General features: G+C 43.1%; 41 protein-coding genes and 1 pseudogene. 38 read left to right on the top strand and 4 right to left on the bottom strand.

All coding sequences use genetic code 11. The features are described 5' to 3' along the window. The 33 genes and pseudogenes from tuf to ACGF5R_RS20370 all read left to right on the top strand — a co-directional run. Window positions 1–210, top strand: a pseudogene (gene tuf / locus ACGF5R_RS20530) (elongation factor Tu); the annotation flags it as partial. 754 nt (window positions 211–964) lie between these two features. Beyond that, window positions 965–1,159, top strand: coding sequence for a bacterioferritin-associated ferredoxin (gene bfd, locus ACGF5R_RS20525; RefSeq protein ID WP_112879459.1), 195 nt, complete (start codon window positions 965–967; stop codon window positions 1,157–1,159). 76 nt (window positions 1,160–1,235) lie between these two features. After that, window positions 1,236–1,712 carry a bacterioferritin gene (bfr, locus tag ACGF5R_RS20520; RefSeq protein WP_112879438.1) on the top strand — a complete coding sequence of 159 codons (477 nt, stop codon included), beginning with the start codon at window positions 1,236–1,238 and terminating at the stop codon, window positions 1,710–1,712. Between the two features lie 302 nt (window positions 1,713–2,014). After that, window positions 2,015–2,326 carry a 30S ribosomal protein S10 gene (gene rpsJ / locus ACGF5R_RS20515; RefSeq protein WP_112879439.1) on the top strand — a complete coding sequence of 104 codons (312 nt, stop codon included), beginning with the start codon at window positions 2,015–2,017 and terminating at the stop codon, window positions 2,324–2,326. A gap of 32 nt (window positions 2,327–2,358) precedes the next feature. Then, entirely contained in the window at window positions 2,359–2,988 is a 630-nt protein-coding gene (gene rplC, locus ACGF5R_RS20510; RefSeq protein ID WP_112879440.1) for a 50S ribosomal protein L3, read from the top strand. A 16-nt stretch (window positions 2,989–3,004) separates the two neighbouring features. Further along, window positions 3,005–3,610 (top strand): 50S ribosomal protein L4, encoded by a 606-nt coding sequence (gene rplD, locus ACGF5R_RS20505; protein WP_011148794.1) that lies wholly within the window; start codon window positions 3,005–3,007, stop codon window positions 3,608–3,610. Continuing rightward, window positions 3,607–3,909, top strand: coding sequence for a 50S ribosomal protein L23 (gene rplW, locus ACGF5R_RS20500; protein WP_021322796.1), 303 nt, complete (start codon window positions 3,607–3,609; stop codon window positions 3,907–3,909). Before rplD ends, rplW begins: the two co-directional genes overlap by 4 nt. Window positions 3,910–3,928: 19 nt before the next feature. Then, complete coding sequence (gene rplB / locus ACGF5R_RS20495; RefSeq protein ID WP_112879441.1) at window positions 3,929–4,753, top strand: 50S ribosomal protein L2; 825 nt, start codon at window positions 3,929–3,931, stop codon at window positions 4,751–4,753. Between the two features lie 14 nt (window positions 4,754–4,767). Continuing rightward, complete coding sequence (gene rpsS / locus ACGF5R_RS20490; RefSeq protein WP_011148791.1) at window positions 4,768–5,046, top strand: 30S ribosomal protein S19; 279 nt, start codon at window positions 4,768–4,770, stop codon at window positions 5,044–5,046. Window positions 5,047–5,060: 14 nt separating this feature from the next. After that, complete coding sequence (gene rplV / locus ACGF5R_RS20485; protein WP_011148790.1) at window positions 5,061–5,393, top strand: 50S ribosomal protein L22; 333 nt, start codon at window positions 5,061–5,063, stop codon at window positions 5,391–5,393. A gap of 17 nt (window positions 5,394–5,410) precedes the next feature. After that, a complete protein-coding gene (gene rpsC / locus ACGF5R_RS20480) occupies window positions 5,411–6,112 on the top strand; it encodes a 30S ribosomal protein S3 (RefSeq protein ID WP_112879442.1) in 702 nt (233 codons plus the stop codon). Between the two features lie 12 nt (window positions 6,113–6,124). Then, on the top strand, window positions 6,125–6,535 hold the full coding sequence (gene rplP / locus ACGF5R_RS20475; protein ID WP_011148788.1) for a 50S ribosomal protein L16: 411 nt from the start codon (window positions 6,125–6,127) through the stop codon (window positions 6,533–6,535). Then, window positions 6,535–6,726: a 50S ribosomal protein L29 gene (rpmC, locus tag ACGF5R_RS20470; protein WP_010847484.1), complete on the top strand. Its 192-nt coding sequence runs from the start codon at window positions 6,535–6,537 to the stop codon at window positions 6,724–6,726. Before rplP ends, rpmC begins: the two co-directional genes overlap by 1 nt. Then, window positions 6,726–6,980, top strand: coding sequence for a 30S ribosomal protein S17 (gene rpsQ, locus ACGF5R_RS20465; RefSeq protein WP_011148786.1), 255 nt, complete (start codon window positions 6,726–6,728; stop codon window positions 6,978–6,980). Before rpmC ends, rpsQ begins: the two co-directional genes overlap by 1 nt. Window positions 6,981–7,159: 179 nt before the next feature. Then, the gene (gene rplN / locus ACGF5R_RS20460; protein WP_036781889.1) at window positions 7,160–7,531 is read left to right on the top strand and encodes a 50S ribosomal protein L14; all 372 of its coding nucleotides are present in this window, start codon (window positions 7,160–7,162) and stop codon (window positions 7,529–7,531) included. A gap of 10 nt (window positions 7,532–7,541) precedes the next feature. Beyond that, window positions 7,542–7,856: a 50S ribosomal protein L24 gene (rplX, locus tag ACGF5R_RS20455; protein WP_036781887.1), complete on the top strand. Its 315-nt coding sequence runs from the start codon at window positions 7,542–7,544 to the stop codon at window positions 7,854–7,856. 14 nt (window positions 7,857–7,870) lie between these two features. Next, window positions 7,871–8,410 (top strand): 50S ribosomal protein L5, encoded by a 540-nt coding sequence (gene rplE, locus ACGF5R_RS20450; RefSeq protein ID WP_011148783.1) that lies wholly within the window; start codon window positions 7,871–7,873, stop codon window positions 8,408–8,410. A 12-nt stretch (window positions 8,411–8,422) separates the two neighbouring features. Beyond that, window positions 8,423–8,728, top strand: a complete 306-nt coding sequence (gene rpsN / locus ACGF5R_RS20445; protein ID WP_112879443.1) for a 30S ribosomal protein S14 — start codon at window positions 8,423–8,425, stop codon at window positions 8,726–8,728. Between the two features lie 33 nt (window positions 8,729–8,761). Next, window positions 8,762–9,154: a 30S ribosomal protein S8 gene (gene rpsH, locus ACGF5R_RS20440; protein WP_011148781.1), complete on the top strand. Its 393-nt coding sequence runs from the start codon at window positions 8,762–8,764 to the stop codon at window positions 9,152–9,154. 14 nt (window positions 9,155–9,168) lie between these two features. Continuing rightward, window positions 9,169–9,702: a 50S ribosomal protein L6 gene (gene rplF, locus ACGF5R_RS20435; RefSeq protein ID WP_112879444.1), complete on the top strand. Its 534-nt coding sequence runs from the start codon at window positions 9,169–9,171 to the stop codon at window positions 9,700–9,702. Window positions 9,703–9,711: 9 nt separating this feature from the next. Beyond that, window positions 9,712–10,065, top strand: coding sequence for a 50S ribosomal protein L18 (gene rplR / locus ACGF5R_RS20430; RefSeq protein ID WP_011148779.1), 354 nt, complete (start codon window positions 9,712–9,714; stop codon window positions 10,063–10,065). A gap of 14 nt (window positions 10,066–10,079) precedes the next feature. After that, the gene (gene rpsE, locus ACGF5R_RS20425) at window positions 10,080–10,580 is read left to right on the top strand and encodes a 30S ribosomal protein S5 (RefSeq protein WP_011148778.1); all 501 of its coding nucleotides are present in this window, start codon (window positions 10,080–10,082) and stop codon (window positions 10,578–10,580) included. A 5-nt stretch (window positions 10,581–10,585) separates the two neighbouring features. Continuing rightward, a complete protein-coding gene (gene rpmD, locus ACGF5R_RS20420; RefSeq protein ID WP_011148777.1) occupies window positions 10,586–10,765 on the top strand; it encodes a 50S ribosomal protein L30 in 180 nt (59 codons plus the stop codon). A gap of 3 nt (window positions 10,766–10,768) precedes the next feature. Further along, window positions 10,769–11,203 (top strand): 50S ribosomal protein L15, encoded by a 435-nt coding sequence (gene rplO, locus ACGF5R_RS20415; RefSeq protein ID WP_112879445.1) that lies wholly within the window; start codon window positions 10,769–10,771, stop codon window positions 11,201–11,203. A 7-nt stretch (window positions 11,204–11,210) separates the two neighbouring features. Continuing rightward, window positions 11,211–12,542, top strand: coding sequence for a preprotein translocase subunit SecY (gene secY, locus ACGF5R_RS20410; RefSeq protein ID WP_387692458.1), 1,332 nt, complete (start codon window positions 11,211–11,213; stop codon window positions 12,540–12,542). Window positions 12,543–12,574: 32 nt separating this feature from the next. After that, window positions 12,575–12,691, top strand: a complete 117-nt coding sequence (gene rpmJ, locus ACGF5R_RS20405) for a 50S ribosomal protein L36 (protein WP_012768118.1) — start codon at window positions 12,575–12,577, stop codon at window positions 12,689–12,691. 149 nt (window positions 12,692–12,840) lie between these two features. Then, window positions 12,841–13,197, top strand: a complete 357-nt coding sequence (rpsM, locus tag ACGF5R_RS20400; protein ID WP_011148774.1) for a 30S ribosomal protein S13 — start codon at window positions 12,841–12,843, stop codon at window positions 13,195–13,197. Between the two features lie 15 nt (window positions 13,198–13,212). Next, complete coding sequence (rpsK, locus tag ACGF5R_RS20395; RefSeq protein WP_002919257.1) at window positions 13,213–13,602, top strand: 30S ribosomal protein S11; 390 nt, start codon at window positions 13,213–13,215, stop codon at window positions 13,600–13,602. Window positions 13,603–13,639: 37 nt separating this feature from the next. Next, a complete protein-coding gene (gene rpsD / locus ACGF5R_RS20390) occupies window positions 13,640–14,260 on the top strand; it encodes a 30S ribosomal protein S4 (RefSeq protein ID WP_011148773.1) in 621 nt (206 codons plus the stop codon). A gap of 25 nt (window positions 14,261–14,285) precedes the next feature. Continuing rightward, window positions 14,286–15,275, top strand: a complete 990-nt coding sequence (locus ACGF5R_RS20385) for a DNA-directed RNA polymerase subunit alpha (RefSeq protein WP_112879446.1) — start codon at window positions 14,286–14,288, stop codon at window positions 15,273–15,275. Window positions 15,276–15,315: 40 nt separating this feature from the next. Next, on the top strand, window positions 15,316–15,708 hold the full coding sequence (gene rplQ / locus ACGF5R_RS20380; protein ID WP_112879447.1) for a 50S ribosomal protein L17: 393 nt from the start codon (window positions 15,316–15,318) through the stop codon (window positions 15,706–15,708). 134 nt (window positions 15,709–15,842) lie between these two features. After that, a complete protein-coding gene (gene zntR / locus ACGF5R_RS20375; protein ID WP_011148770.1) occupies window positions 15,843–16,259 on the top strand; it encodes a Zn(2+)-responsive transcriptional regulator in 417 nt (138 codons plus the stop codon). A 114-nt stretch (window positions 16,260–16,373) separates the two neighbouring features. Then, on the top strand, window positions 16,374–16,574 hold the full coding sequence (locus tag ACGF5R_RS20370; RefSeq protein WP_011148769.1) for an alternative ribosome-rescue factor A: 201 nt from the start codon (window positions 16,374–16,376) through the stop codon (window positions 16,572–16,574). 336 nt (window positions 16,575–16,910) lie between these two features. Here the strand turns inward: ACGF5R_RS20370 and trkA are convergent, their stop codons facing one another. The 4 genes from trkA to def form a co-directional block, all read right to left on the bottom strand. Further along, the gene (gene trkA / locus ACGF5R_RS20365) at window positions 16,911–18,287 is read right to left on the bottom strand and encodes a Trk system potassium transporter TrkA (RefSeq protein ID WP_387692456.1); all 1,377 of its coding nucleotides are present in this window, start codon (window positions 18,285–18,287) and stop codon (window positions 16,911–16,913) included. Between the two features lie 56 nt (window positions 18,288–18,343). Then, window positions 18,344–19,633: a 16S rRNA (cytosine(967)-C(5))-methyltransferase RsmB gene (rsmB, locus tag ACGF5R_RS20360; protein ID WP_387692454.1), complete on the bottom strand. Its 1,290-nt coding sequence runs from the start codon at window positions 19,631–19,633 to the stop codon at window positions 18,344–18,346. Between the two features lie 70 nt (window positions 19,634–19,703). Beyond that, window positions 19,704–20,651 (bottom strand): methionyl-tRNA formyltransferase, encoded by a 948-nt coding sequence (gene fmt, locus ACGF5R_RS20355; protein WP_387692452.1) that lies wholly within the window; start codon window positions 20,649–20,651, stop codon window positions 19,704–19,706. Window positions 20,652–20,675: 24 nt separating this feature from the next. Continuing rightward, the gene (def, locus tag ACGF5R_RS20350) at window positions 20,676–21,188 is read right to left on the bottom strand and encodes a peptide deformylase (RefSeq protein ID WP_112879451.1); all 513 of its coding nucleotides are present in this window, start codon (window positions 21,186–21,188) and stop codon (window positions 20,676–20,678) included. Between the two features lie 133 nt (window positions 21,189–21,321). On the opposite strand from def, the gene dprA reads away from it, so the two are divergent. The 5 genes from dprA (at window position 21,322) to ACGF5R_RS20325 (ending at window position 24,649) form a co-directional block, all read left to right on the top strand. Next, a complete protein-coding gene (gene dprA, locus ACGF5R_RS20345; protein WP_112879452.1) occupies window positions 21,322–22,407 on the top strand; it encodes a DNA-protecting protein DprA in 1,086 nt (361 codons plus the stop codon). 64 nt (window positions 22,408–22,471) lie between these two features. Then, complete coding sequence (locus ACGF5R_RS20340) at window positions 22,472–23,011, top strand: topoisomerase DNA-binding C4 zinc finger domain-containing protein (protein WP_112879453.1); 540 nt, start codon at window positions 22,472–22,474, stop codon at window positions 23,009–23,011. 13 nt (window positions 23,012–23,024) lie between these two features. Further along, window positions 23,025–23,594 carry an L-threonylcarbamoyladenylate synthase type 1 TsaC gene (gene tsaC, locus ACGF5R_RS20335; protein WP_387692450.1) on the top strand — a complete coding sequence of 190 codons (570 nt, stop codon included), beginning with the start codon at window positions 23,025–23,027 and terminating at the stop codon, window positions 23,592–23,594. A gap of 12 nt (window positions 23,595–23,606) precedes the next feature. Then, window positions 23,607–24,425 carry a shikimate dehydrogenase gene (gene aroE / locus ACGF5R_RS20330; protein WP_387692448.1) on the top strand — a complete coding sequence of 273 codons (819 nt, stop codon included), beginning with the start codon at window positions 23,607–23,609 and terminating at the stop codon, window positions 24,423–24,425. Next, on the top strand, window positions 24,422–24,649 hold the full coding sequence (locus ACGF5R_RS20325) for a DUF1488 domain-containing protein (RefSeq protein ID WP_387692446.1): 228 nt from the start codon (window positions 24,422–24,424) through the stop codon (window positions 24,647–24,649). The genes aroE and ACGF5R_RS20325 overlap by 4 nt, the downstream gene beginning before the upstream one ends. Window positions 24,650–24,737: the final 88 nt, after the last annotated feature.

The following is a 24,737-nucleotide window of genomic DNA, read 5'->3' as shown; positions in this document are numbered from 1 at the left end:
GGCTACCGTCCACAGTTCTACTTCCGTACAACTGACGTGACCGGTACCATTGAACTGCCAGAAGGCGTGGAAATGGTGATGCCAGGTGATAACATTCAGATGAAAGTTACCTTGATTGCCCCAATCGCAATGGACCAAGGTCTGCGCTTCGCTATCCGTGAAGGTGGCCGTACAGTAGGTGCTGGTGTTGTTGCTAAAGTTATCGCTTAATAGTTAATAATTAAGTACCCAACTCTAGAATAGGTTTGCATTCTGTCTTGTTTTAGAACAGACGCCTGGTGTGCTACATTAGGTGTCTGTTAGTGAGTATTTTAATTTATATCATCCTTCCTTAAATTCTCTGTATGAACCACCCCGTTGGGTTGTCTCTTCGTGTTTTAAATTTTTGATTTTGATCGTTTGTTCCTGGAAGCGTCATTTAGCTGTTTTATCAGGATATTCTTAGAGTATATATACATCATTCATCTATAGAATACGTTAGTGATAACTCATGATTTTTCCAAATAAGTATTTGTCTTCAGACTTAGATAAGTCATATTTTCTTTTACATACAGGTAGTAATATCTAACCCATGCTTGTTCTGCCTCTGTTGGTATGTTCTAACAGAAAGAGGGGATACCCCTGAAAAGATTACGGCATAGCATGTTCGTTTTCGTACAACTAAGTATGTGAATTCTATATCCCGTAATATCTTAAGTGGGTTGTTCTGTCTAGCTATCAGTTCTGGAACAAATTGCTGATGTAGGAGATAGTCTTAGGATGGAATAAGTTTAAGAAAGTTCCTGATAGAGATAAAAGCCTTCCTAGCCAAAGTATTATAGAAATGAGAGAACTACCTATATTTGACAAGGCTAAAAGAATATTTGGAAGAACCTGAATCAGAAAATTAAAATGCGAATGATTATTGAAATGAGACTCATTATTATTTAATATGCGCTATAATGTGTACCAGAGAGTGTTATTTATGTATGTCTGCCTATGTAATGCGGTGAGTGACAAAACAATACGTAATGCGGTGCGTCAACATCATATTCACTCTATTAAAGAACTAAAACGTATTGTGCCTGTAGGCCGTGATTGTGGCAAATGCATACGCCAAGCTAGAGAGCTAATTAATGAGGAGATTGCACAGCTACCCAAGATAGGTAACGTTGCTTGATAAAAAAGAAGTAAGTTTACTACTACTCTGCTGAATAGGTACTACACTTTAAGTACTGGAAGCGGAGGGGTAAGCTATGAAAGGTGATAAAAAAATGATTGTTCATTTGAACAAACTTCTTGGAAATGAGCTTGTTGCAATTAATCAGTATTTTCTGCACGCCCGGATGTTCAAAAACTGGGGTCTTACTCGACTTAATGATAAGGAATATCATGAATCTATCGATGAAATGAAGCACGCCGATAGGTACATTGAACGTATCCTTTTTCTTGAAGGGATTCCTAATTTGCAGGATCTAGGAAAACTTAACATCGGAGAAGATATCGAAGAAATGCTCAAATCTGACTTGCAGCTCGAATTGCAAGGAGCTAAAGATTTGAAAGAAGCGATTGCTTATGCTGATTCGATTCATGACTATGTTAGCCGTGATTTAATGATCGATATTCTAGATGAAGAAGAAAAGCATATTGATTGGCTGGAAACTCAATTTGAATTAATTGAACGTATGGGGATTCAAAATTACACTCAAGCACAGATCCTTGAAGGAGAATAGTTATAGTTACGGAAAAATGCCCTATCTGTTAAGTTAGGGCATTTTGTTTCATGCCCCTTTAATTTTACTCCGGACAAATCTTCATCTGTATCTTGCTTTGTTAATTGATTTGCGTATAATATGCGGTCTTACTTACGTGTAAGTCTGGTTTGTTAGCCAGTAAATGCGCAGTGTTTTTTACTGCCCATTTAAAATACCCCCGATATGGGGGTTATATATTGAACGATTACACTCTCCCATCAATCGAAATGGGTTCGAGTAGTAATTATTTACGTTTATAAAATAGTTGGAGCTCTGGTCTCATGCAGAACCAAAGAATCCGTATTCGCCTGAAAGCATTTGATCATCGTCTGATCGATCAATCAACTGCGGAAATTGTCGAGACCGCTAAGCGTACTGGTGCGCAGGTTCGTGGTCCGATCCCGCTGCCGACTCATAAAGAGCGTTTTACCGTTCTAATTTCTCCGCATGTTAATAAAGATGCGCGTGATCAGTACGAAATTCGCACTCATAAGCGTCTGGTTGACATCGTTGAGCCAACCGAGAAAACCGTTGATGCTCTGATGCGTCTGGATCTGGCTGCCGGTGTAGACGTGCAGATCAGCCTGGGTTAATCAGGTCATTGAACGATTAAGAGGTTGAAACAATGATTGGTTTAGTCGGTAAAAAAGTGGGTATGACTCGTATCTTCACTGAAGATGGCGTTTCGATCCCTGTAACTGTTATCGAAATTGAAGATAACCGAGTTACTCAGGTTAAAGATCTGGATAACGATGGTTATCGTGCAATTCAGGTTACTACTGGTAGCAAAAAAGCTAACCGTGTAAACAAACCTGAAGCAGGTCATTTCGCTAAAGCTGGCGTTGAAGCTGGCCGTATCCTGCGTGAATTCCGTCTGTCTGAAGGCGAAGAATATGCTGTAGGTCAAAGCATTAGCGTTGAGATTTTCGCTGACGTTAAGAAAGTCGACGTTACTGGTACATCTAAAGGTAAAGGTTTTGCTGGTACTGTTAAGCGCTGGAACTTCCGTACCCAAGATGCTAGCCACGGTAACTCTTTGTCTCATCGTGTTCCGGGTTCTATCGGTCAGAACCAAACTCCGGGCAAGGTATTTAAAGGCAAGAAAATGGCAGGCCAGCTGGGTAATGAACGCGTAACTGTTCAAAGCCTGGATGTAGTACGTGTTGACGCTGAGCGCAACCTGCTGCTGGTCAAAGGTGCTGTTCCAGGTTCAACTGGCGGCAACCTGATCGTAAAACCGGCTGTCAAGGCGTAACGTCGAGGAGATAGGAATGGAATTGGTAATGAAAGACGCGCAAGGCGCGCTGACTGTTTCCGAAACTACCTTCGGGCGTGATTTCAATGAAGCGCTTGTGCATCAAGTAGTTGTTGCTTACGCAGCTGGTGCACGTCAAGGTACTCGTGCTCAGAAAACCCGTGCTGAAGTTTCTGGTTCAGGTAAAAAACCATGGCGTCAGAAAGGCACTGGCCGTGCACGCTCTGGTTCTATTAAGAGCCCAATTTGGCGCTCTGGTGGCGTAACTTTCGCAGCTAAGCCACAGGACCACAGTCAAAAAGTTAATAAGAAAATGTACCGTGGTGCTTTAAAAAGCATCCTGTCTGAATTGGTACGTCAAGATCGTTTGATCGTTGTCGAGAAGTTTTCTGTAGAAGCGCCTAAAACCAAGCTTCTGGTTCAGAAACTGAAAGAGATGGCGCTGGAAGATGTGCTGATTATCACTAATGAAGTTGATGAGAATTTGTTCTTAGCAGCTCGCAACCTGTACAAGGTTGATGTTCGTGATGTAGCTGGTATTGATCCAGTGAGCTTGATCGCCTTCGATAAAGTGGTTATGACTGCTGATGCTGTGAAGCAAGTTGAGGAGATGCTGGCATGATCCGTGAAGAACGTCTGCTGAAAGTACTGCGCGCACCGCACGTATCTGAAAAAGCTTCTACAGCGATGGAGAAAAGCAACACCATCGTTCTCAAAGTTGCGAAAGACGCGACTAAAGCAGAAATCAAAGCTGCTGTGCAGAAACTGTTTGAAGTCGAAGTTGAAGGTGTTAACACTTTGCTGGTAAAAGGCAAAACTAAACGCCACGGTCAGCGTATTGGTCGTCGTAGCGACTGGAAAAAAGCTTACGTCACACTGAAGGAAGGCCAGAATATGGACTTCATCGGTGGTGCAGAGTAAGTCGGAGGAGTAAAGAACAATGGCAATTGTTAAATGTAAACCTACGTCTCCGGGCCGTCGCCACGTTGTTAAAGTGGTTAACCCTGAGCTGCATAAGGGTAAACCTTATGCTCCATTGCTGGAAAAAAGCAGCAAAACCGGTGGTCGTAACAACAATGGCCGTATTACCACTCGTCACATTGGTGGTGGCCACAAGCAGCACTATCGTTTGATTGACTTTAAACGTAATAAAGATGGTATCCCTGCTGTAGTTGAGCGCTTGGAATATGATCCAAATCGTTCAGCAAATATCGCCTTGGTTTTGTATAAAGATGGTGAACGCCGTTATATCCTTGCACCTAAAGGGCTGAAAGCTGGTGATCAGATTCAATCTGGTGTTGACGCAGCTATCAAAACTGGTAACGCATTGCCAATGCGCAATATCCCTGTTGGTTCTACCGTACATAACGTAGAAATGAAACCGGGTAAAGGTGGTCAGTTGGCTCGTTCCGCTGGTGCATACGTTCAGATCGTTGCCCGTGATGGTTCTTATGTAACTTTGCGTCTACGTTCTGGTGAAATGCGTAAAGTTCTGTCTGACTGCCGCGCCACTTTAGGTGAGGTTGGTAATGCAGAACATATGCTACGTGTTCTGGGTAAAGCTGGTGCAAGTCGCTGGCGTGGTATTCGTCCTACCGTTCGTGGTACGGCGATGAACCCGGTAGATCACCCACATGGTGGTGGTGAAGGTCGTAACTTTGGTAAACATCCTGTAACTCCTTGGGGTGTTCAAACTAAAGGTAAGAAGACCCGTAGTAATAAACGTACTGATCAGTTCATCGTACGTCGCCGTACTAAAAAATAATTAGAGGATAAACCATGCCACGTTCTCTCAAGAAAGGTCCATTTATTGACCTGCACTTGCTGAAGAAGGTAGAGAAAGCGGTGGAAAGCGGAGACAAAAAGCCTATTAAGACTTGGTCCCGTCGTTCAACGATCTTTCCTAACATGATCGGTTTGACCATCGCTGTCCATAATGGTCGTCAGCATGTACCAGTTTTTGTTTCCGACGAAATGGTTGGTCATAAACTAGGTGAATTCGCACCGACCCGTACTTATCGCGGCCATGCGGCCGATAAAAAGGCTAAAAAGCGCTAAGGTAGGAGGAAGAGATGGAAACTATCGCTAAACATCGCCACGCTCGTTCTTCTGCTCAGAAGGTTCGCCTTGTAGCTGACCTGATTCGCGGTAAGAAAGTGTCGCAAGCTCTGGAAACTCTGACCTATACCAATAAGAAAGCTGCTGGTTTAGTGAAGAAAGTACTTGAGTCTGCTATTGCTAATGCAGAACACAACGATGGTGCTGACATTGATGATCTGAAGGTCACGAAGATTTTCGTAGACGAAGGCCCGACTATGAAGCGTATTATGCCTCGTGCAAAAGGTCGTGCAGATCGCATCCTGAAGCGCAGCAGCCACATTACTGTGGTTGTGTCCGATCGCTGAGACTCTGGAGACTAGCAATGGGTCAGAAAGTACATCCTAATGGTATTCGCCTGGGTATTGTCAAACCTTGGAACTCTACTTGGTATGCGAATACTAAAGAATTCGCTGACAACCTAGACAGCGATTTTAAAGTTCGCCAGTACTTGAAGAAAGAACTGGCAAAAGCGTCTATTTCACGCATTGTTATTGAACGTCCTGCTAAAAGTATTCGTGTAACTATTCACACTGCTCGCCCAGGTATCGTAATCGGTAAGAAAGGTGAAGACGTAGAAAAACTGCGTAAAACTGTAGCGGAAATCGCTGGTGTTCCTGCGCAAATTAATATCTCTGAAGTGCGTAAGCCTGAACTGGACGCGAAACTGGTTGCTGACAGTATTACTTCACAGCTGGAACGTCGTGTTATGTTCCGTCGTGCTATGAAGCGTGCAGTCCAGAATGCGATGCGTCTAGGCGCTAAAGGCATTAAAGTGGAAGTCAGTGGCCGTTTAGGCGGTGCTGAAATCGCGCGTACTGAATGGTATCGTGAAGGTCGTGTACCGTTGCACACACTGCGTGCAGATATCGACTACAACACTTCAGAAGCGCACACCACTTATGGTGTACTCGGCGTTAAGGTATGGATCTTCAAAGGTGAGATCTTGGGTGGTATGGCTGCTGTTGAACAGGCGGAAAAACCGGCTGCACAACCTAAAAAGCAGCAGCGCAAAGGCCGCAAGTAAGGAGAGTCGCTGATGTTACAACCAAAGCGTACGAAATTCCGTAAAATGCACAAAGGCCGTAACCGTGGCCTGGCAGCAGGTGCGGATGTTAGCTTCGGCACTTTCGGTCTGAAAGCTGTGGGCCGTGGCCGTCTGACGGCACGTCAGATTGAAGCGGCACGTCGTGCTATGACCCGTGCAATTAAACGTCAAGGTAAAATCTGGATACGTGTATTTCCAGACAAACCTATCACTGAAAAGCCACTCGAAGTGCGTATGGGTAAAGGTAAAGGTAACGTAGAATATTGGGTTGCCTTGATCCAGCCTGGTAAAGTCCTTTATGAAATGGACGGTGTGCCTGAAGAGCTGGCTCGTGAAGCATTCAAGCTGGCAGCAGCGAAACTGCCTATCAAGACCACCTTTGTAACTAAGACGGTGATGTAATGAAAGCACAAGAGCTGCGCGAAAAAAGCGTTGAAGAGCTGAACACTGAGCTGCTGAATTTGCTGCGTGAACAATTTAACCTGCGCATGCAGGCTGCAAGTGGCCAGCTACAACAGTCTCATCTGTTGAAACAAGTGCGTCGTAATATCGCACGCGTTAAGACTTTATTGACTGAGAAGGCGGGTGCGTAATGACCGATAAAATCCGTACTTTGCAAGGTCGTGTTGTAAGTGACAAAATGGAGAAATCTATTGTTGTTGCTATTGAGCGTAAGGTGAAACACCCTCTGTATGGTAAATTCATCAAACGTACGACTAAACTGCATGTACATGACGAGAACAATGAATGTGGTATTGGTGATGTGGTGGAAATCCGCGAAACCCGTCCACTGTCCAAAACTAAATCTTGGACTTTAGTTCGCGTTGTAGAGAAAGCGATTCTGTAAGCTGGCTCGAATAGAGTAAACGGCTCAGGCTATGGGCCGTTTATTTTTTCTATCTATATCTGAGATGTGGTGTTATAATGCCGCGCCCTCGTGATATGGGGTATCTGAACGGCCTCTTCATATTAAATTATAGTAGTGAAGTGGGCTCAGTAGTAGTTGACATTTAGCGGAGCACTAAAATGATCCAAGAACAGACTATGCTGAACGTGGCCGACAACTCCGGTGCACGTCGCGTAATGTGTATCAAGGTTCTGGGTGGCTCGCACCGTCGCTATGCACACGTCGGCGACATCATAAAAGTCACCATCAAGGAAGCGATTCCTCGTGGTAAAGTGAAAAAAGGTGATGTCCTGAAAGCGGTAGTGGTGCGCACCAAGAAGGGTGTTCGTCGCCCTGACGGTTCTGTCATTCGCTTCGATGGCAATGCTTGCGTGTTGTTAAACAACACAAGTGAGCAAGTTATCGGTACGCGTATTTTTGGGCCGGTAACTCGTGAACTTCGTAATGAAAAGTTCATGAAAATTATCTCCCTGGCACCAGAAGTACTCTAAGGAGCGGACAATGGCAGCGAAAATCCGTCGTGATGACGAAGTTATCGTGTTGACTGGAAAAGATAAAGGTAAGCGCGGTAAAGTAAAACAGGTTCTTTCTACTGGGAAAGTCATTGTTGAAGGTATCAACTTGGTTAAAAAGCATCAGAAGCCTGTTCCGGCTCTGAACCAGCCAGGTGGCATCGTTGAAAAAGAAGCTGCAATCCAGGTTTCAAACGTTGCGATCTTCAATGCGGCAACCGGTAAGGCTGACCGTGTAGGTTTTAGATTTGAAGACGGAAAAAAAGTTCGTTTCTTTAAATCTAACAGCGAAACTATCAAGTAATTTGGAGTAATACGATGGCGAAACTGCATGATTACTACAAAGACGAGGTAGTCCAAAAACTGATGACTCAGTTTGGCTACAATTCTGTCATGCAAGTCCCTCGGGTCGAGAAGATCACCCTGAACATGGGTGTTGGTGAAGCAATTGCTGATAAGAAACTGCTGGATAATGCAGCAGCGGATCTGGCAGCAATCTCTGGTCAAAAACCATTGATCACCAAAGCGCGCAAATCAGTTGCAGGCTTCAAAATCCGTCAGGGCTATCCAATCGGCTGTAAAGTGACCCTGCGTGGTGAACGTATGTGGGAGTTTCTTGAGCGCCTGATTTCTATTGCTGTACCTCGTATTCGTGACTTCCGTGGTTTGTCTGCTAAGTCATTTGATGGTCGTGGCAATTACAGCATGGGTGTACGTGAGCAAATCATCTTCCCTGAAATCGATTACGATAAAGTGGATCGTGTTCGTGGTCTGGATATTACTATCACCACAACTGCGAAATCTGATGATGAAGGCCGCGCACTGTTGGCTGCTTTTAACTTCCCGTTCCGCAAGTAAGGCAGGGTATTCATGGCTAAGCAATCAATGAAAGCACGTGATGTAAAACGTGCGAAATTAGCTGAAAAATTCTTCACTAAACGTGTAGAATTGAAAGCTGTCATTTCTGATGTGAATGCATCTGATGAAGAGCGTTGGAGTGCTGTTCTTAAGCTGCAAACACTGCCACGTGATTCCAGCCCTTCTCGTCAGCGTAACCGCTGCCGCCAAACTGGTCGTCCGCATGCGTTTTTGCGGAAGTTTGGGTTGAGCCGTATTAAAGTCCGTGAAGCCGCCATGCGCGGTGAAATTCCGGGCCTTAAAAAGGCTAGCTGGTAATTGTCACCAATTGAATCACGGGAGTAAAGACAGATGAGCATGCAAGATCCCATCGCGGATATGCTGACCCGTATCCGTAACGGTCAGGCCGCGAATAAAGTTGCGGTCACCATGCCTTCCTCCAAGCTGAAAGTGGCAATTGCCAAGGTGCTGAAGGAAGAAGGTTATATTGAAGATTATAAAATTGAAGGCGACACCAAGCCAGAGCTGGAATTAGTACTGAAATACTTCCAGGGCAAGGCTGTTGTAGAAAGTATTCAGCGTGTAAGCCGACCAAGTCTGCGCATCTATAAGAAAAAAGATGAGCTGCCACAAGTTATGGCTGGTTTGGGTATCGCTGTTGTTTCTACCTCTAAAGGTGTAATGACTGATCGTGCAGCTCGCCAAGCTGGTCTTGGTGGCGAGATTCTCTGCTACGTAGCTTAATTCGGGAGGAAAGAATGTCTCGTGTTGCAAAAGCACCCGTCGTTATTCCTACCGACGTAGAGGTAAAACTCGACGGTCAGGTTATTTCGATTAAGGGTAAAAACGGCGAGTTGAGTCGTACAATCCACAGCGCAGTTGAAGTTAAGCATGCAGATAATCAACTGACCTTCGCTCCACGCGATGGTTATGTTGATGGTTGGGCACAGGCGGGTACAACTCGTTCTTTGCTGAATGCTATGGTTATCGGTGTTACCGAAGGCTTCACTAAGAAGCTTCAACTGGTAGGTGTTGGTTATCGTGCAGCAGTCAAAGGCAATGTTATCAACATGTCTCTGGGCTTCTCACATCCAGTTGACCACGAACTGCCAGCAGGCATTACTGCAGAATGTCCGTCACAAACTGAAATCGTACTAAAGGGTGCTGATAAACAGGTAATCGGTCAGGTTGCGGCAGAACTGCGTGCCTATCGTCGTCCTGAGCCTTATAAAGGTAAGGGTGTTCGTTACGCCGACGAAGTCGTGCGTATCAAAGAGGCTAAGAAGAAGTAAGGTAACACTATGGATAAGAAAGCAGCTCGTATCCGTCGTGCGACCCGCGCACGCCGCAAGCTCCAGGAACTGGGTGCAACTCGCCTGGTGGTACATCGTACCCCTCGCCATATTTATGCGCAGGTTATCGCACCAAACGGTTCTGAAACTTTGGTGGCAGCTTCTACTACAGAAAAAGCTATCAATGAACAACTGAAATACACTGGAAATAAAGAAGCAGCAGCAGCAGTTGGCAAGGCAATTGCTGAACGTGCATTGGAAAAAGGTATTAAAGATGTATCCTTTGACCGCTCTGGTTTCCAATATCATGGTCGAGTCCAGGCACTGGCAGATGCTGCCCGTGAAGCTGGCCTTCAGTTCTAAGGTAGAGGTGTAAGATGGCTCACATCGAAAAACAAGCTGGCGAACTGCAGGAAAAGCTGATTGCGGTAAATCGCGTATCTAAAACCGTAAAAGGTGGCCGGATTTTCAGCTTTACCGCACTGACTGTTGTAGGTGATGGTAATGGTCGCGTTGGTTTTGGCTACGGCAAAGCACGCGAAGTTCCGGCAGCAATCCAGAAAGCGATGGAAAAAGCCCGTCGCAATATGAAAACCGTCGCATTGAACAGCGGCACTTTATATCACCCAGTAAAAGGTGCACACACTGGTTCCCGTGTGTTCATGCAGCCTGCTCACGAAGGTACTGGTATCATCGCAGGCGGTGCTATGCGTGCTGTTTTGGAGGTGGCTGGTGTTCGTAACGTACTGGCTAAAACCTATGGTTCCACCAACCCTATTAATGTGGTTCGTGCAACTCTGGATGCTTTAGACAGCATGAAGTCTCCAGAAATGGTCGCAGCTAAGCGTGGTAAATCCGTCGAAGAAATTCTGGGGTAATGGCCATGGCTAAGACTATTAAAGTAACACAGATTCGCAGTTCAATTGGCCGTCTGCCTAAACATAAGGCAACTTTGGTTGGTTTAGGTCTGCGCCGTATCGGTCATACAGTAGAGCGTGAAGATACTCCTGCTATACGTGGTATGATCAACTTGGTTTCCTATATGGTTAAAGTTGAGGAGTAACAGATGCGCTTAAATACTCTGTCTCCGGCTGATGGTTCCAAGCATGCGCCTAAACGTGTAGGTCGTGGTATTGGTTCTGGCCTGGGTAAAACCGGTGGCCGTGGTCACAAGGGTCAGAAGTCTCGTTCTGGCGGTGGCGTACGTCGCGGTTTTGAAGGTGGTCAGATGCCTTTGTACCGTCGTTTGCCAAAATTTGGCTTTACTTCACGTAAGGCGATGGTCACAGCAGAAGTTCGTTTGTCTGATTTTGCTGCCGTTGAAGGCGATATTATCGATCTGAACGCATTGAAAGCAGCTAACATTGTTGGCACTCAAATTGAATTTGCGAAAGTTATTCTTTCTGGCGAAATCAATCGTGCAGTAACTGTGCGTGGCCTTCGTGTTACTAAGGGCGCTCGTGCTGCAATTGAAGCTGCTGGCGGTAAAATTGAGGAATAAGTAACAGATGGCTAAACAACCAGGATTAGATTTCCAAAGTGCTAAAGGTGGACTAGGCGAGCTGAAACGTAGGCTGTTGTTTGTTATTGGCGCGTTAATTGTTTTCCGTATTGGTTCTTTTATTCCTATCCCTGGTATTGATGCCACTGTGCTTGCCAAATTGCTCGAACAGCAAAGGGGCACCATCATTGAAATGTTTAACATGTTCTCTGGTGGTGCTTTAAGTCGTGCTTCTATCTTTGCACTGGGGATAATGCCGTATATTTCTGCGTCTATTATTATTCAGTTGTTGACGGTGATTCATCCAACGTTGGCAGAGATTAAGAAGGAAGGGGAAGCTGGTCGTCGTAAGATTAGCCAGTATACTCGCTATGGTACTTTAGTGCTGGCTATATTCCAGTCAATCGGTATTGCTACTGGTTTGCCGAATATGCCAGGAATGCAAGGGCTGGTGATCAATCCAGGGTTTGCTTTCTACTTCACGGCTGTTGTGAGCCTAGTTACTGGGACTATGTTCCTAATGTGGTTGGGTGAGCAGATTACTGAGCGTGGTATTGGAAACGGTATCTCTATCATAATCTTTGCTGGTATTGTTGCGGGTTTGCCGCCGGCCATTGGCCATACCATTGAGCAAGCTCGGCAAGGCGATCTGCACTTCCTCCTGTTGCTGTTGGTTGCAGTGTTAGTGTTTGCAGTAACTTTCTTCGTTGTTTTCATGGAGCGTGGCCAACGACGTATCGTTGTTAACTATGCAAAACGTCAACAGGGTCGCCGAGTTTATGCTGCACAGAGCACACATTTACCGTTGAAAGTGAATATGGCTGGGGTTATCCCTGCAATTTTTGCTTCCAGCATTATTCTGTTCCCTGGTACCATAGCTTCTTGGTTTGGGGGAGGAACTGGTTGGAACTGGCTGACTACTATTTCAATGTACTTGCAGCCTGGGCAACCGCTTTATGTGTTACTCTACGCGTCTGCAATCATCTTCTTCTGTTTTTTCTATACTGCGTTGGTTTTCAACCCGAGAGAAACAGCAGATAACCTGAAGAAGTCCGGTGCATTTGTACCAGGAATTCGTCCGGGAGAGCAAACAGCCAAGTACATTGATAAGGTAATGACACGCCTAACTTTAGTTGGTGCGATGTATATTACTTTTATCTGCTTAATCCCGGAGTTCATGCGTGATGCGATGAAGATGCCATTTTATTTTGGCGGTACTTCGCTACTTATTGTAGTTGTAGTCATCATGGACTTTATGGCTCAAGTGCAAACTCTGATGATGTCAAGTCAGTATGAGTCTGCATTGAAGAAGGCAAATCTTAAAGGTTATAACCGTTAATTGGTTTGCTTGAGAAGTTACGGAGAGTAAAAATGAAAGTTCGTGCTTCCGTCAAGAAATTATGTCGTAACTGTAAAATCGTTAAGCGTAATGGTATCGTTCGCGTGATTTGTAGTGCAGAGCCTAAGCATAAACAACGCCAAGGCTGATAAAATAGCATATTTTTCTTGCAAAGTCGGTTTGAGCTGGCTAAATTAGCCAGCCAATCTTTTTTATATCACAGCAACACTATTTGAGTATCCTGAAAACGGGCTTTTCAGAATGGTGTTGCGGTAAATAAATAATTTAGGAGTGCATAGTGGCCCGTATAGCAGGCATTAACATTCCTGATCAGAAGCATACCGTAATCGCTTTAACATCGATCTACGGAATTGGTAAAACTCGCTCCCAAGCCATTTGTGCTGCGGCGGGTATTGCTGAACATGTTAAGATCAGCGAGCTGTCTGAAGAGCAAATTGATAAGCTGCGTGACGAAGTTGCCAAATACGTTGTAGAAGGCGATTTGCGTCGTGAAGTAACCCTGAGCATCAAACGTCTGATGGATCTTGGTACTTATCGTGGTTTACGTCACCGTCGTGGTCTACCTGTTCGCGGCCAGCGTACTAAGACCAACGCACGTACCCGTAAGGGTCCACGTAAGCCGATCAAGAAATAATCGGGGTATTGTATAATGGCAAAAGCACCTATTCGTGCACGTAAGCGTGTAAGAAAGCAAGTCTCTGACGGTGTGGCTCATATCCATGCTTCTTTCAACAACACCATCGTGACCATTACTGACCGCCAGGGTAATGCCTTAGGTTGGGCAACTGCTGGTGGTTCCGGTTTCCGTGGTTCTCGTAAATCTACTCCGTTTGCAGCTCAGGTTGCAGCAGAGCGCTGTGCTGAAGCAGTGAAAGAATACGGAATTAAGAACCTGGAAGTTATGGTTAAAGGACCTGGTCCTGGCCGCGAGTCAACTATTCGAGCGTTAAATGCGGCAGGTTTCCGCATTACTAACATTACTGATGTGACTCCGATCCCTCATAACGGTTGTCGTCCACCTAAAAAACGTCGCGTTTAATAGCGTTTACTTTTTTAGGTTCGATTGGAGAAAGAAAATGGCAAGATATTTGGGTCCTAAGCTCAAGCTGAGCCGTCGCGAGGGTACAGATCTATTCCTGAAGTCTGGCGTTCGCGCGATTGACACCAAGTGTAAATTAGAACAAGCACCTGGGCAGCATGGCGCACGTAAACCGCGTCTGTCTGACTACGGTGTGCAGTTACGTGAGAAACAAAAAGTTCGTCGTATTTACGGTGTTCTAGAACGTCAATTCCGTAACTATTATAAAGAAGCAACTCGTCTGAAAGGCAACACAGGCGAAAACCTGCTGAGTTTGCTGGAAGGTCGTCTGGACAACGTTGTTTACCGTATGGGTTTCGGGGCGACTCGTGCTGAATCACGCCAAATGGTAAGCCATAAGGCTATCATGGTAAATGGCCGCGTTGTTAACATCGCTTCTTATCAGGTATCCCCGAATGACGTAGTCAGCGTTCGCGAAAAATCGAAAAAGCAGTCTCGTATCAAGGCGGCTTTAGAGCTGGCTGAGCAGCGTGAGAAACCAACTTGGTTGGAGGTTGATGCTGTGAAGATGGAAGGTGTGTTCAAACGTATTCCAGAACGTGCCGATCTGTCTGCTGACATCAACGAACACCTGATCGTCGAGCTTTACTCTAAGTAAAGCTTAGCACCAAAGAGAGGACACAATGCAGGGTTCTGTGACAGAGTTTCTAAAACCGCGCCTGGTTGATATCGAGCAAGTCAGTTCGACGCACGCCAAGGTGACCCTTGAGCCATTAGAGCGTGGTTTTGGCCATACTCTTGGTAACGCACTGCGCCGTATTCTGCTTTCGTCTATGCCGGGTTGTGCGGTGACTGAGGTTGAGATTGATGGTGTACTGCATGAGTACAGCACCAAAGAAGGTGTACAGGAAGATATCCTGGAGATTCTCCTCAACCTGAAAGGGCTGGCGGTAAGAGTTCAGGGAAAAGATGAAGTTATTCTTACCTTGAATAAGTCTGGCATTGGCCCTGTGACTGCAGCCGACATTATCCACGACGGAGATGTCGAAATCGTCAAGCCGCAACATGTAATCTGCCACCTGACTGACGAAACTGCTTCTATAAGCATGCGCATTAAAGTTCAGCGTGGTCGAGGTTATGTGCCGGCTTCTGCCCGGATTCATTCGGAAGAAGATGAGCGCCCTATTGGTCGTTTGTTAGTAGACGCTTGTTATAGCCCAGTAGAGCGTATTGCCTACAATGTTGAAGCAGCGCGTGTAGAACAACGTACCGATTTGGACAAGTTGGTTATCGAGATGGAAACTAACGGTACAATCGATCCTGAAGAGGCGATTCGCCGTGCAGCTACTATTTTGGCTGAACAGCTGGAAGCTTTTGTTGATTTACGTGATGTACGTCAGCCAGAAGTAAAAGAGGAGAAGCCAGAGTTTGATCCGATCCTGCTGCGCCCTGTTGACGATCTGGAATTGACTGTCCGCTCTGCTAACTGTCTTAAGGCAGAAACTATCCACTACATCGGTGATTTGGTACAGCGTACCGAGGTTGAGTTGCTTAAGACACCTAACCTGGGTAAAAAATCTCTTACAGAGATCAAAGACGTACTGGCTTCACGTGGCTTATCTCTGGGCATGCGCTTAGAAAACTGGCCACCAGCAAGTATTGCTGATGAATAACTAGATCACAGGTTAAGGTTTTACTGAGAAGGATAAGGTCATGCGCCATCGTAAGAGTGGTCGTCAATTGAACCGCAACAGCAGCCATCGCCAAGCTATGTTCCGCAATATGGCAGGTTCTTTGGTCCGTCATGAAATCATCAAGACGACTCTGCCTAAAGCGAAAGAACTGCGTCGTGTCGTTGAGCCGCTGATTACTCTTGCCAAGATCGACAGCGTAGCTAATCGTCGTCTGGCATTCGCCCGTACTCGTGACAACGAAATCGTGGCAAAACTGTTTAATGAGCTGGGCCCGCGTTTTGCGAACCGCGCAGGTGGTTACACTCGTATTCTTAAGTGTGGCTTCCGTGCTGGTGACAATGCTCCGATGGCATACATCGAGCTTGTTGACCGTGCTACTGAACCTCAAACAGAAGTTGCGACTACGGAGTAATCTGTAGGGGCATATAAAAGAACCGGGTTTATCCCGGTTTTTTTACGCTTGCATATATGAATCTCTAACTTATTTTTTTTCATCCTGCTATGCTGATATCTCGAACAATGTTATCTATTGTAGGAGATATAAAGATGTATCGTATTGGTCAACTGGCTAAATTAGCGAATGTAACTCCTGATACTGTGCGCTTCTATGAAAAACAAGGAATGATGGAACATCAGAACCGTACTGAAGGAGGGTATAGACTTTATACAGAGCAAGATTTACAGCGCCTTCGGTTTATACGCTATGCTAAGCAATTGGGGTTTACATTGGAAGCTATTACAGAATTATTGTCTATTCGTGTAGATCCAGCCCATCATACTTGTGAAGAGTCAAAGCAAATTGTAGATTCTAGGTTAATGGAAGTGGAGGAAAAACTTCTTGAAATGCGAAAAATGCGTGATTCACTTAAGATGTTAAGTGATGCTTGCTGTGGTAGTTCTCATATAAGTATTTATTGTTCTATTCTTGAAACTTTAGAACAAGGTGCTTTAAATAAAAAATAAGAAATAAGAAATAAGAAATAAGAAATAAGAAATAAGAAATTTTTCTTTATTATTGAAAATTCAGAGAGTACAATCGCTATGTTTGTAGATAAATTAATATGATAGAGGTATATGATGATTACATATCACCATAAGAAAGGTGTAATAAAGGATAATGCTCTAGAAGCTCTATTACGTGATCCACTATTTAAACAACGAGTTGAAAAAAATAAAAAAGGAAAAGGAAGTTACCAGAGGAAAGAAAAACATAGCAAAGCAAGTAGCTGGGAGACCAGTGGTAAGGGGTCATTAGATTCTTTACTACTGGTCTTTTAGTTTAATAGGTCTATTTCCTACTTTTCAGTAAGCTACGAATTTCTAATAATAATTTTGTTTCGGTAATTGGGAGTATCTGATATAATTCCAATTTCCTTTTACTAAATTATCTGTGTATTAGTTTCATTGTGTAGAAAAATAGTGAATGATGGTACGGTGTTCTTTTAAAATCATATCGATGCTGACGTCAGCAGCTAAATTGTCAAAATTACCTTTCATAGTAAATTCATAAACTGATTTAAAAGCTTCATGACACTCTTCTAATTAAAACATACCAAGTTGTATCAGTTATTGTGTGCGAATTATATGACTGATGTATAATGATTTCTTTGGCTTTTAAAGGAAAAAAGGGCTTGGCTGGAATAGTTTCTCTACTTCGGGGATAAATTTCTTATCTGTAATAAACATAATTACATGATCTCCTTGTTCGATCACACTATAATCACTAGCAATAATGACTTCGTCACCGCGAGCTATTGCACTAATTGTAGTGCCTGGTGGTAATTTAATATCACCGACAGTTCGACCAACAACCTTTGACGTATTTTCATCTCCATGAGCAATCGCTTCGATAGCTTCGGCCACTCCACGACGTAATGAGGAAACGCTTACAATATCTGCTTTGCGAACATGACCTAGCAGAGCGGAAATCGTCGCTTGTTGTGGAGAGATTGCAATATCAATGACACCACCTTGTACTAAATCGACATATGCACCACGTTGAATGAGAACCATGGCTTTTTTAGCACCCATGCGTTTGGCAAGCATTGCAGACATGATATTTGCCTCGTCATCGTTGGTTAGAGCAATAAATACATCAACTTGTTCTATATGTTCTTCAGCTAATAACTCTTGATCGGAGGCATCCCCATAGAAAACAATGGTATCATGTAATAATTCGGCTAGTTCTATAGCTCTTTGCTGATTTCGTTCAATTAATTTAACCCTGTAATCTTTTTCTAGACGTAGTGCAAGACCAGCTCCCACATTACCACCACCTACAATCATAATACGTTTGTAGGGTTTTTCTAAACGTTGAAGCTCACTCATTACAGCACGAATATGTTGTGATGCAGCTACAAAGAAAACTTCGTCACCGGCTTCAATAATTGTAGAACCTTGAGGTCTTATTGGTCGATCCTGACGAAATATTGCTGCAACTCTGGTATTAATATGCGGTATGTGCTCACGAAGTGAGGAAAGTGCATTTCCTACAAGTGAGCCTCCATAATAAGCTTTTACTGCAACAATACTTACTCGGCCTTCGGCAAAGTTAACGACTTGTAAGGCACCAGGATATTGAATTAGTTTATAAATATAATCTATGACAAGTTGTTCTGGTGAAATAAGATAATCAATAGGAATATCATTAGGCAGAAAAAGTTTATCTGCTTCACGAATATATTCTGCTGCGCGTATTCGCGCAACTTTGTTTGGGGTGTTGAATAAGGAATAAGCAATTTGGCATGCAATCATGTTAGTTTCGTCAGAATTAGTTACAGCAACTAACATATCAGCATCTTCAGCACCAGCTTCTCTTAATACTCTGGGGTAAGAACCATGACCATTGACTACTCTGAGATCGAATTTATCCTGTAGTTGGTGTAGACGGTTGGGATCAGTATCGACTATGGTGATATCGTTATTTTCACCTACCAGATTTTCAGCTAATGTACCGCCAACTTGACCAGCACCAAGAATAATTATTTTCATAGTATTTTCTAACTTATTGCAAACAAATAATTATCTCTATAAATTGTAGAGATATATTACTGTTTAGTTAATCGAGCGTAAAAGAAACCATCACCACCATTTAACTCAGGTATTATTTGTTTTCCCAGACAATCATTTGTCTCTGTTCCCGCGAGTTTTGCATCTGAATGGCGTTTTAAAAACGAGCTGATTTGCTGGCAATTTTCATCTGGTAGAATAGAACAGGTTGCATATACTAGAGTTCCGTTTTTCTTTAAATATGGCCAGATTGCATCAAGAATCTCAGATTGCAATTGAACTAATTGAGCAATATCTTCCTCGCGGCGTAACCACTTGATATCAGGATGGCGACGGATTACTCCTGTTGCTGAACACGGTGCATCCAAAAGAATGCGGTCGAATTGCAGGTTTTCTGCCCAATGTTCAGGGTGGCGTCCATCACCGGTTTTTACTGTAGCGTGGCAGTTAAGGCGTTGGAGATTTTCTTTTACTCGTTTGATTCTTTGCTCATCAATATCTACCGCTACTACTTGAGATTCTGGTGCTATTTCGAGGATATATGTTGTTTTCCCCCCTGGTGCTGCACAAAGATCGAGAATTTTCTCTCCATTAATGGGTTTTAGTAACTCGACACACTCTTGTGCGGATAAATCTTGGACAGTGACCCAACCTTTATCAAATCCAGGTAATATTGTTACAGGGCAAGGGGAAATTATGCGGATAGCAGAAGGTGATTTGGGCGCTGGTTCTGCATCAATTCCTGATTTATGAAGAAGAGTGAGATATTCATCCCGACTATGGTATATACGATTAACTCGTAACCACATAGGGGGTTTCTTATTATTAGCATAAATAAGTTGTTGCCATTGTTGTGGATAGGCTTTTTGGATTCGAGTTAATAGCCATTCTGGGTGTAAGTAGTGGCTAGGATTATTTTGTGTACATTCCATTAACTGTAGCTGTTGTCTCTGAAATTGGCGAAGAACGCCATTAATTAACCCTTTCAATTGAGAATGCTTCAGAGTTACGGCTCCGTTTACTGTTTCAGCAAGTGCGGCATGGGCTGGAATACGAGTATAGGCAAGTTGGTATATCCCAACCATAAGCAGGTAATGAAGAATACGTTGTTTACCTTTTAATGGTTTTGCCATTAGTTGACCTATTATCCACTCTAGCTGTGGTAATACGCGTAACACTCCGAAAGATAATTCCTGTAATAAGGGTTTGTCTTTATCAGTTATATTTTGTTGCAGTTTGGGTAAGACTGTACTGAGAGATTGTCCTTGATCCAGAACTTGATTGATTGCTTTTGCGGTGATACTTCGCAGATTATATGTGTTTTTCATAGTTAAAAGAGCTGACAAAAGCCAGCATTAAGAGAAAGTTTGTGAGAGAGCTTACAGTATAAAATAGTATTCAGTTGATTTTATTGCCTGGCGTAAACCATTCACGTTTAGAATTAAGTAGATTTGCTGCTGACATTGCTTTTTTACCGGCAGGTTGTAATTGTGTAATGTTCAGAATTCCATCAGCAGTAGCAATATAAATACCTTCTTTGTCTGCTTTTAATACAGTTCCTGGTTCTACCGAAGTTTGTTCTTCAATGGCTTCTGCTTTCCAAACTTTAATAGGTTGTCCTTCCATCTCGAAAAAGCTCATGGGCCAGGGATTAAATGCGCGAATACAACGTTCAAGGTGGGCTGCAGATAGTTCCCAATTTATACGGGCTTCTTCTTTGCTTAGTTTTTCAGCGTAGGTAACCAAATTTTCGTTTTGAGTTTCAGGTTGACTTTTACCTGATATTATTAATGATAATGTTTTGAGTAACGCATCTGGCCCAATATTGGCCAGTTTTTCGTATAAACTGGCACTGGTATCCTCAGGTGTAATAGGGCAGCTTGCTTTATATAGAATGTCACCAGTGTCAAGACCTATATCCATTTGCATTATTGTTACGCCTGTTTCTGTATCACCGGCCCAAAGTGAGCGTTGAATAGGGGCTGCACCTCGCCAACGTGGTAGTAGGGAACCATGTACGTTTAGGCAACCTAATTCTGGAATATTTAAAATAACCTTGGGAAGGATCAATCCATAGGCAACAACGATGAGAACATCAGGTTGTTGTTTTAGAATCCATTGTTGGTTTTCTTCTGAGCGTAAAGTAGCTGGCTGAAAAACGGTGATGTTACGTTCCTCTGCCAGTACCTTTACAGGACTGGGTGTCAGTTTTTTACCTCTTCCTGCCGGTCTATCTGGTTGAGTTAGAACGCCAACCACCTCATGCGGAGACATTAACAAAGCCTCTAGATGGCGTGCTGCAAAATCAGGTGTTCCAGCAAAAACAATACGTAAAGAATCAGACACGTTTATTTCCTGTATTAATATAATTTACTTGGTTCGGGCTTTTTGTTTATCCAGTTTTTCTACTTTCTGGCGTATACGTTGGCGTTTCAGTGGAGATAAGTAATCCACAAAAAGTTTACCAATTAAGTGGTCCATCTCATGCTGAATACAAATTGCGAGTAAGCCATCAGCTTGTAATTCAAATGGTTGGCCATTGTAATCTAGGGCTTTAATTTTGACTTTTTTGGCTCGTGGCACCAGTGCTCGTTGTTCAGGAATAGACAAACAGCCCTCTTCGATCCCCGTTTCACCACTTTTTTCCAGTAATTCTGGGTTGATCAGAACGAGACGCTCATTACGTGTTTCTGATACGTCAATAACAACAATACGCTGATGAATATCAACTTGTGTTGCTGCCAAACCGATACCTTCTTCTGCATACATAGTTTCAAACATATCATCAATGATACGTTGAATCTCTGCATCAACTGTTTCAACAGGCGTTGCAATAGTGCGAAGCCGCTCGTCTGGGTAATGTAATACTTGTAATACTGACATATATGTTTAGATCTGCATCCAAAATGTTAATGGTATTCTATGTCTATTCTAGACATTTCCCGTTTAGATTGACAGTATCGATTGCTAATTGAGCAGTTTAGTTTTGTCCGTCAATCTTAGCTAGGATGACAACATGGAAGCTATGGAAGTATGGTTGCGAATGAAGATGATTTCTCATTTGGCAACAGAGAGAGCAGCAAATGTTGCAGAAAAATTATTATATTCCGGGAGTCGTTATCTCACTGTGTTGAAAGATAGTGGATTATCGCCAGCACAATGTCTGCAATTTACTAAAGTAAATAAAATCTTATTAGCTTCATGCCTTAAGTGGTTGGAACAGCCAGAGCACCATTTATTGACATATTCTCACCCTTCGTATCCACCTCTATTAAAGCAGATACATACCCCTCCGCTTGTGCTTTTTGTGGCAGGAAAACCAGATATTCTTTTAAAGAAGCAGGTGGCGATGGTAGGGAGCAGGACAGCAAGCTATTATGGTGAGAAATGGGGAAGAATTTTTGCAAGTGAACTAGTTGGATATGAGTTAGTTATTGCTAGTGGTTTAGCTATCGGTATTGATGGTATTTGTCACCGAGCTGCATTGGATAGTGGAGGTAAAACAGTAGCTGTATTAGGTAGTGGGCTTGGTCAGATTTATCCTCATAGACACGGATCATTAGCAAAGCAAATTGAGGAGAATGGTGCTCTTGTTTCTGAGTTTTTTCCGGATACTCCACCGCGTGCAAAAAACTTTCCTAAAAGAAATCGGATTATCAGTGGATTAAGCTCAGCAGTGATTGTTGTAGAAGCAGGCCAAAATAGTGGCTCGTTAATTACTGCTCGCTGTGCTCTTGAGCAAGGAAGAGATGTATTTGCATTACCAGGGCTTTTGGGGAGTTCAGTGAGCGAAGGCAATCACTGGTTAATAAAACAAGGTGCATATTTAGCTACAAATGCAATGGATATTGTGGAACATGTTTACAGTTCATTACAATGGTTGAATATGGAAAGAGCGGAGGAAGAAATCAAACCGCAGTTTGAGCAAACTGAGTTGCCATTTACTGATGTGCTAGTTAACGTAGGCGCTGAAGTAACACCTGTTGATATTATTGCTCAGCGTTCTTCATTGCCTATAACTGAGGTCATGACAAAGCTCCTTGAGCTGGAATTACTGGGTAAGGTGACTATGGTTGCTGGTGGTTATGTGCGTGTGAGTTAAATTAACTGAATTTCCAGAGTCCTGTTCAACGTCATATGAGAATGAGCTTTTGAGTGAAAATAGTATGGTAAAAATGGTTCCTTTCTCCACTGATGAAACTAAATATTGCCCTGAATGTGGTTCTGTGTTGGTTATGCGTAATGGTATCCATGGCCCATTTCTTGGATGTTCTGGTTATCCATCATGTCAATATATTCGTCCATTAAAAGGGCAAAGTGATGGTCATGTGGTAAAAGAACTTGAAGGGCAGCTATGTCCCGCGTGTGGAGTCAATTTGATTTTGTGCCAAGGGCGTTATGGAATGTTCATTGGCTGTAGTCGTTATCCTGAATGCGAACATACAGAACTAATTGATAAACCGGATGAGACGTTAATATCCTGTCCGCAATGTAAACAAGGACAACTACTCCAAAGGAAATCACGTTTCGGAAAAATTTTCCATGCGTGTAACCGTTACCCTAATTGCCAGTTTGTATTAAATAATAAGCCAATTGAGGGGAAATGTGAGTTTTGTTCTTATTCGTTGTTGGTGGAAAAACGTACATCACAAGGTATAAAGTTATTTTGTGCCAGTAAGTTGTGTGGAAAACGGCAAATAAATTAAGCAGAGTAATAAAATGAGCAATGAAGCATCACCTGCATTTGAGAATGTATTAACTGCATTAAAAGCAGAAAAAGTGATTGCCTATCCGACTGAAGCTGTTTTTGGACTTGGATGTGATCCTGATAGTGAAAAAGCAGTAAATGAACTGCTTATATTAAAGAAGCGTCCTTGGCAGAAAGGGTTGATTCTTATCGCAGATAATTATGAACAATTACAACCATATCTTGATGATAAACTTCTGACAGAAGAGCAAAAAAAAGCTATGTTTGCTTGTTGGCCAGGGCCTGTAACCTGGGTGATTCCTGCCAAATTCAGTGCACCTAAGTGGTTGACAGGGCAATTCACTACCTTGGCTGTCAGAGTTAGTGATCATCCTTTGGTGAAACAGTTATGTACTTTTTATGGGAAACCATTGGTGTCGACCAGTGCAAATTTGAATGGCCTTGAACCATGCAGAACAGCAGCAGAAGTTAGACAACAGTTTGGAGATAAGCTTCCTATATTAAACGGAGGTGTTGGCGGTCGGAAAAACCCTTCAGAAATTCGGGATGCTTTAACTGGTGAGCTTTATCGTCAAGGATAAGGGGAGATAAATATGGATCAATTTGCTGTCTTTGGTAATCCTGTTGAGCATAGTAAATCTCCGCGTATCCATCAGTTATTTGCTAGACAGACAGGTATTGAGCATCGTTATGGGAAAATTCTGGTGCCGATAAGTAAATTTCAAGAGGCATTGGATACATTTCTTAAACAGGGAGGTATAGGAGCCAATATTACTGTGCCATTTAAAGAGCAGGCATTTATTCGGGCAAATGAGTTGACTGAACGGGCAAGACTCAGCGGGGCAGTTAATACTTTGAAATTACTTAATAATAATCAATTGATTGGTGATAACACGGATGGTATAGGGTTATTAACAGATTTGATGCGACTTGGGTTTATTACTCAAGGGCAACATATTTTAATCATTGGAGCTGGTGGCGCTGCCAGAGGTGTTTTATTTCCATTATTAGAATTTGGTTGTAAAATTACAATTACAAACCGCACGTTTAGTCGCGCTATACAGGTTGCTAATAATTTTTCGGCAATAGGTAATATTTGGCCTGTTGAGATGAAAGCACTTAATAGTCCTGAGTTTGATCTCATTATCAATGCGACTGCATCTGGTATTAATGGTGAGATTCCTACTATATCTCCATTCATGTTTAATGAGAATTGTGTCTGTTATGATATGTTTTACCAGGCTGATTTGACGCCCTTTATTTCCTTTGCCAAGAAGCATGGTGTTTCTCGTTATGCGGATGGGCTGGGGATGTTAGTGGGGCAAGCTGCTCATTCATTTAAATTATGGCATGGTGTATTGCCTGAAATTTCACCTGTGTTGCTAACATTGGAACAGGAGTTACATTCGTGAATCAATCTATCCAATTTCCTGATAGAGAAGAGTGGAGTGAGCAAGAGCAGATAGTCGTTTTTCCCGCATTGGTAAATGGATTATTGGTTCAATGTGTTATAAGTGCCAAGGAGCTTTTATACCGTTATGGGACGGAAGATCATCATCCACTAAGCCTTTTTCGACAAAATCGTTGGGATATAGAAGAGGAATTCGAATTAGTAATTAACCTGAGATTTGCTTAAGAAGGGAACTAAGTGCCTGAGGCACGATCAAAGTTTTTGTCAAAGAAAACAAAATCGTGGAGCTCCTCAGGCATGTCTAATTTAGAAG

The sequence above is a fragment of the Photorhabdus sp. RM71S genome (assembly GCF_042879355.1).
In the GTDB taxonomy this organism is placed as follows: Bacteria; Pseudomonadota; Gammaproteobacteria; order Enterobacterales; family Enterobacteriaceae; genus Photorhabdus; species Photorhabdus kayaii.
The sequence above is the reverse complement of the archived record's forward strand: the minus strand, read 5'-3'. Positions and strand labels throughout refer to the sequence as shown.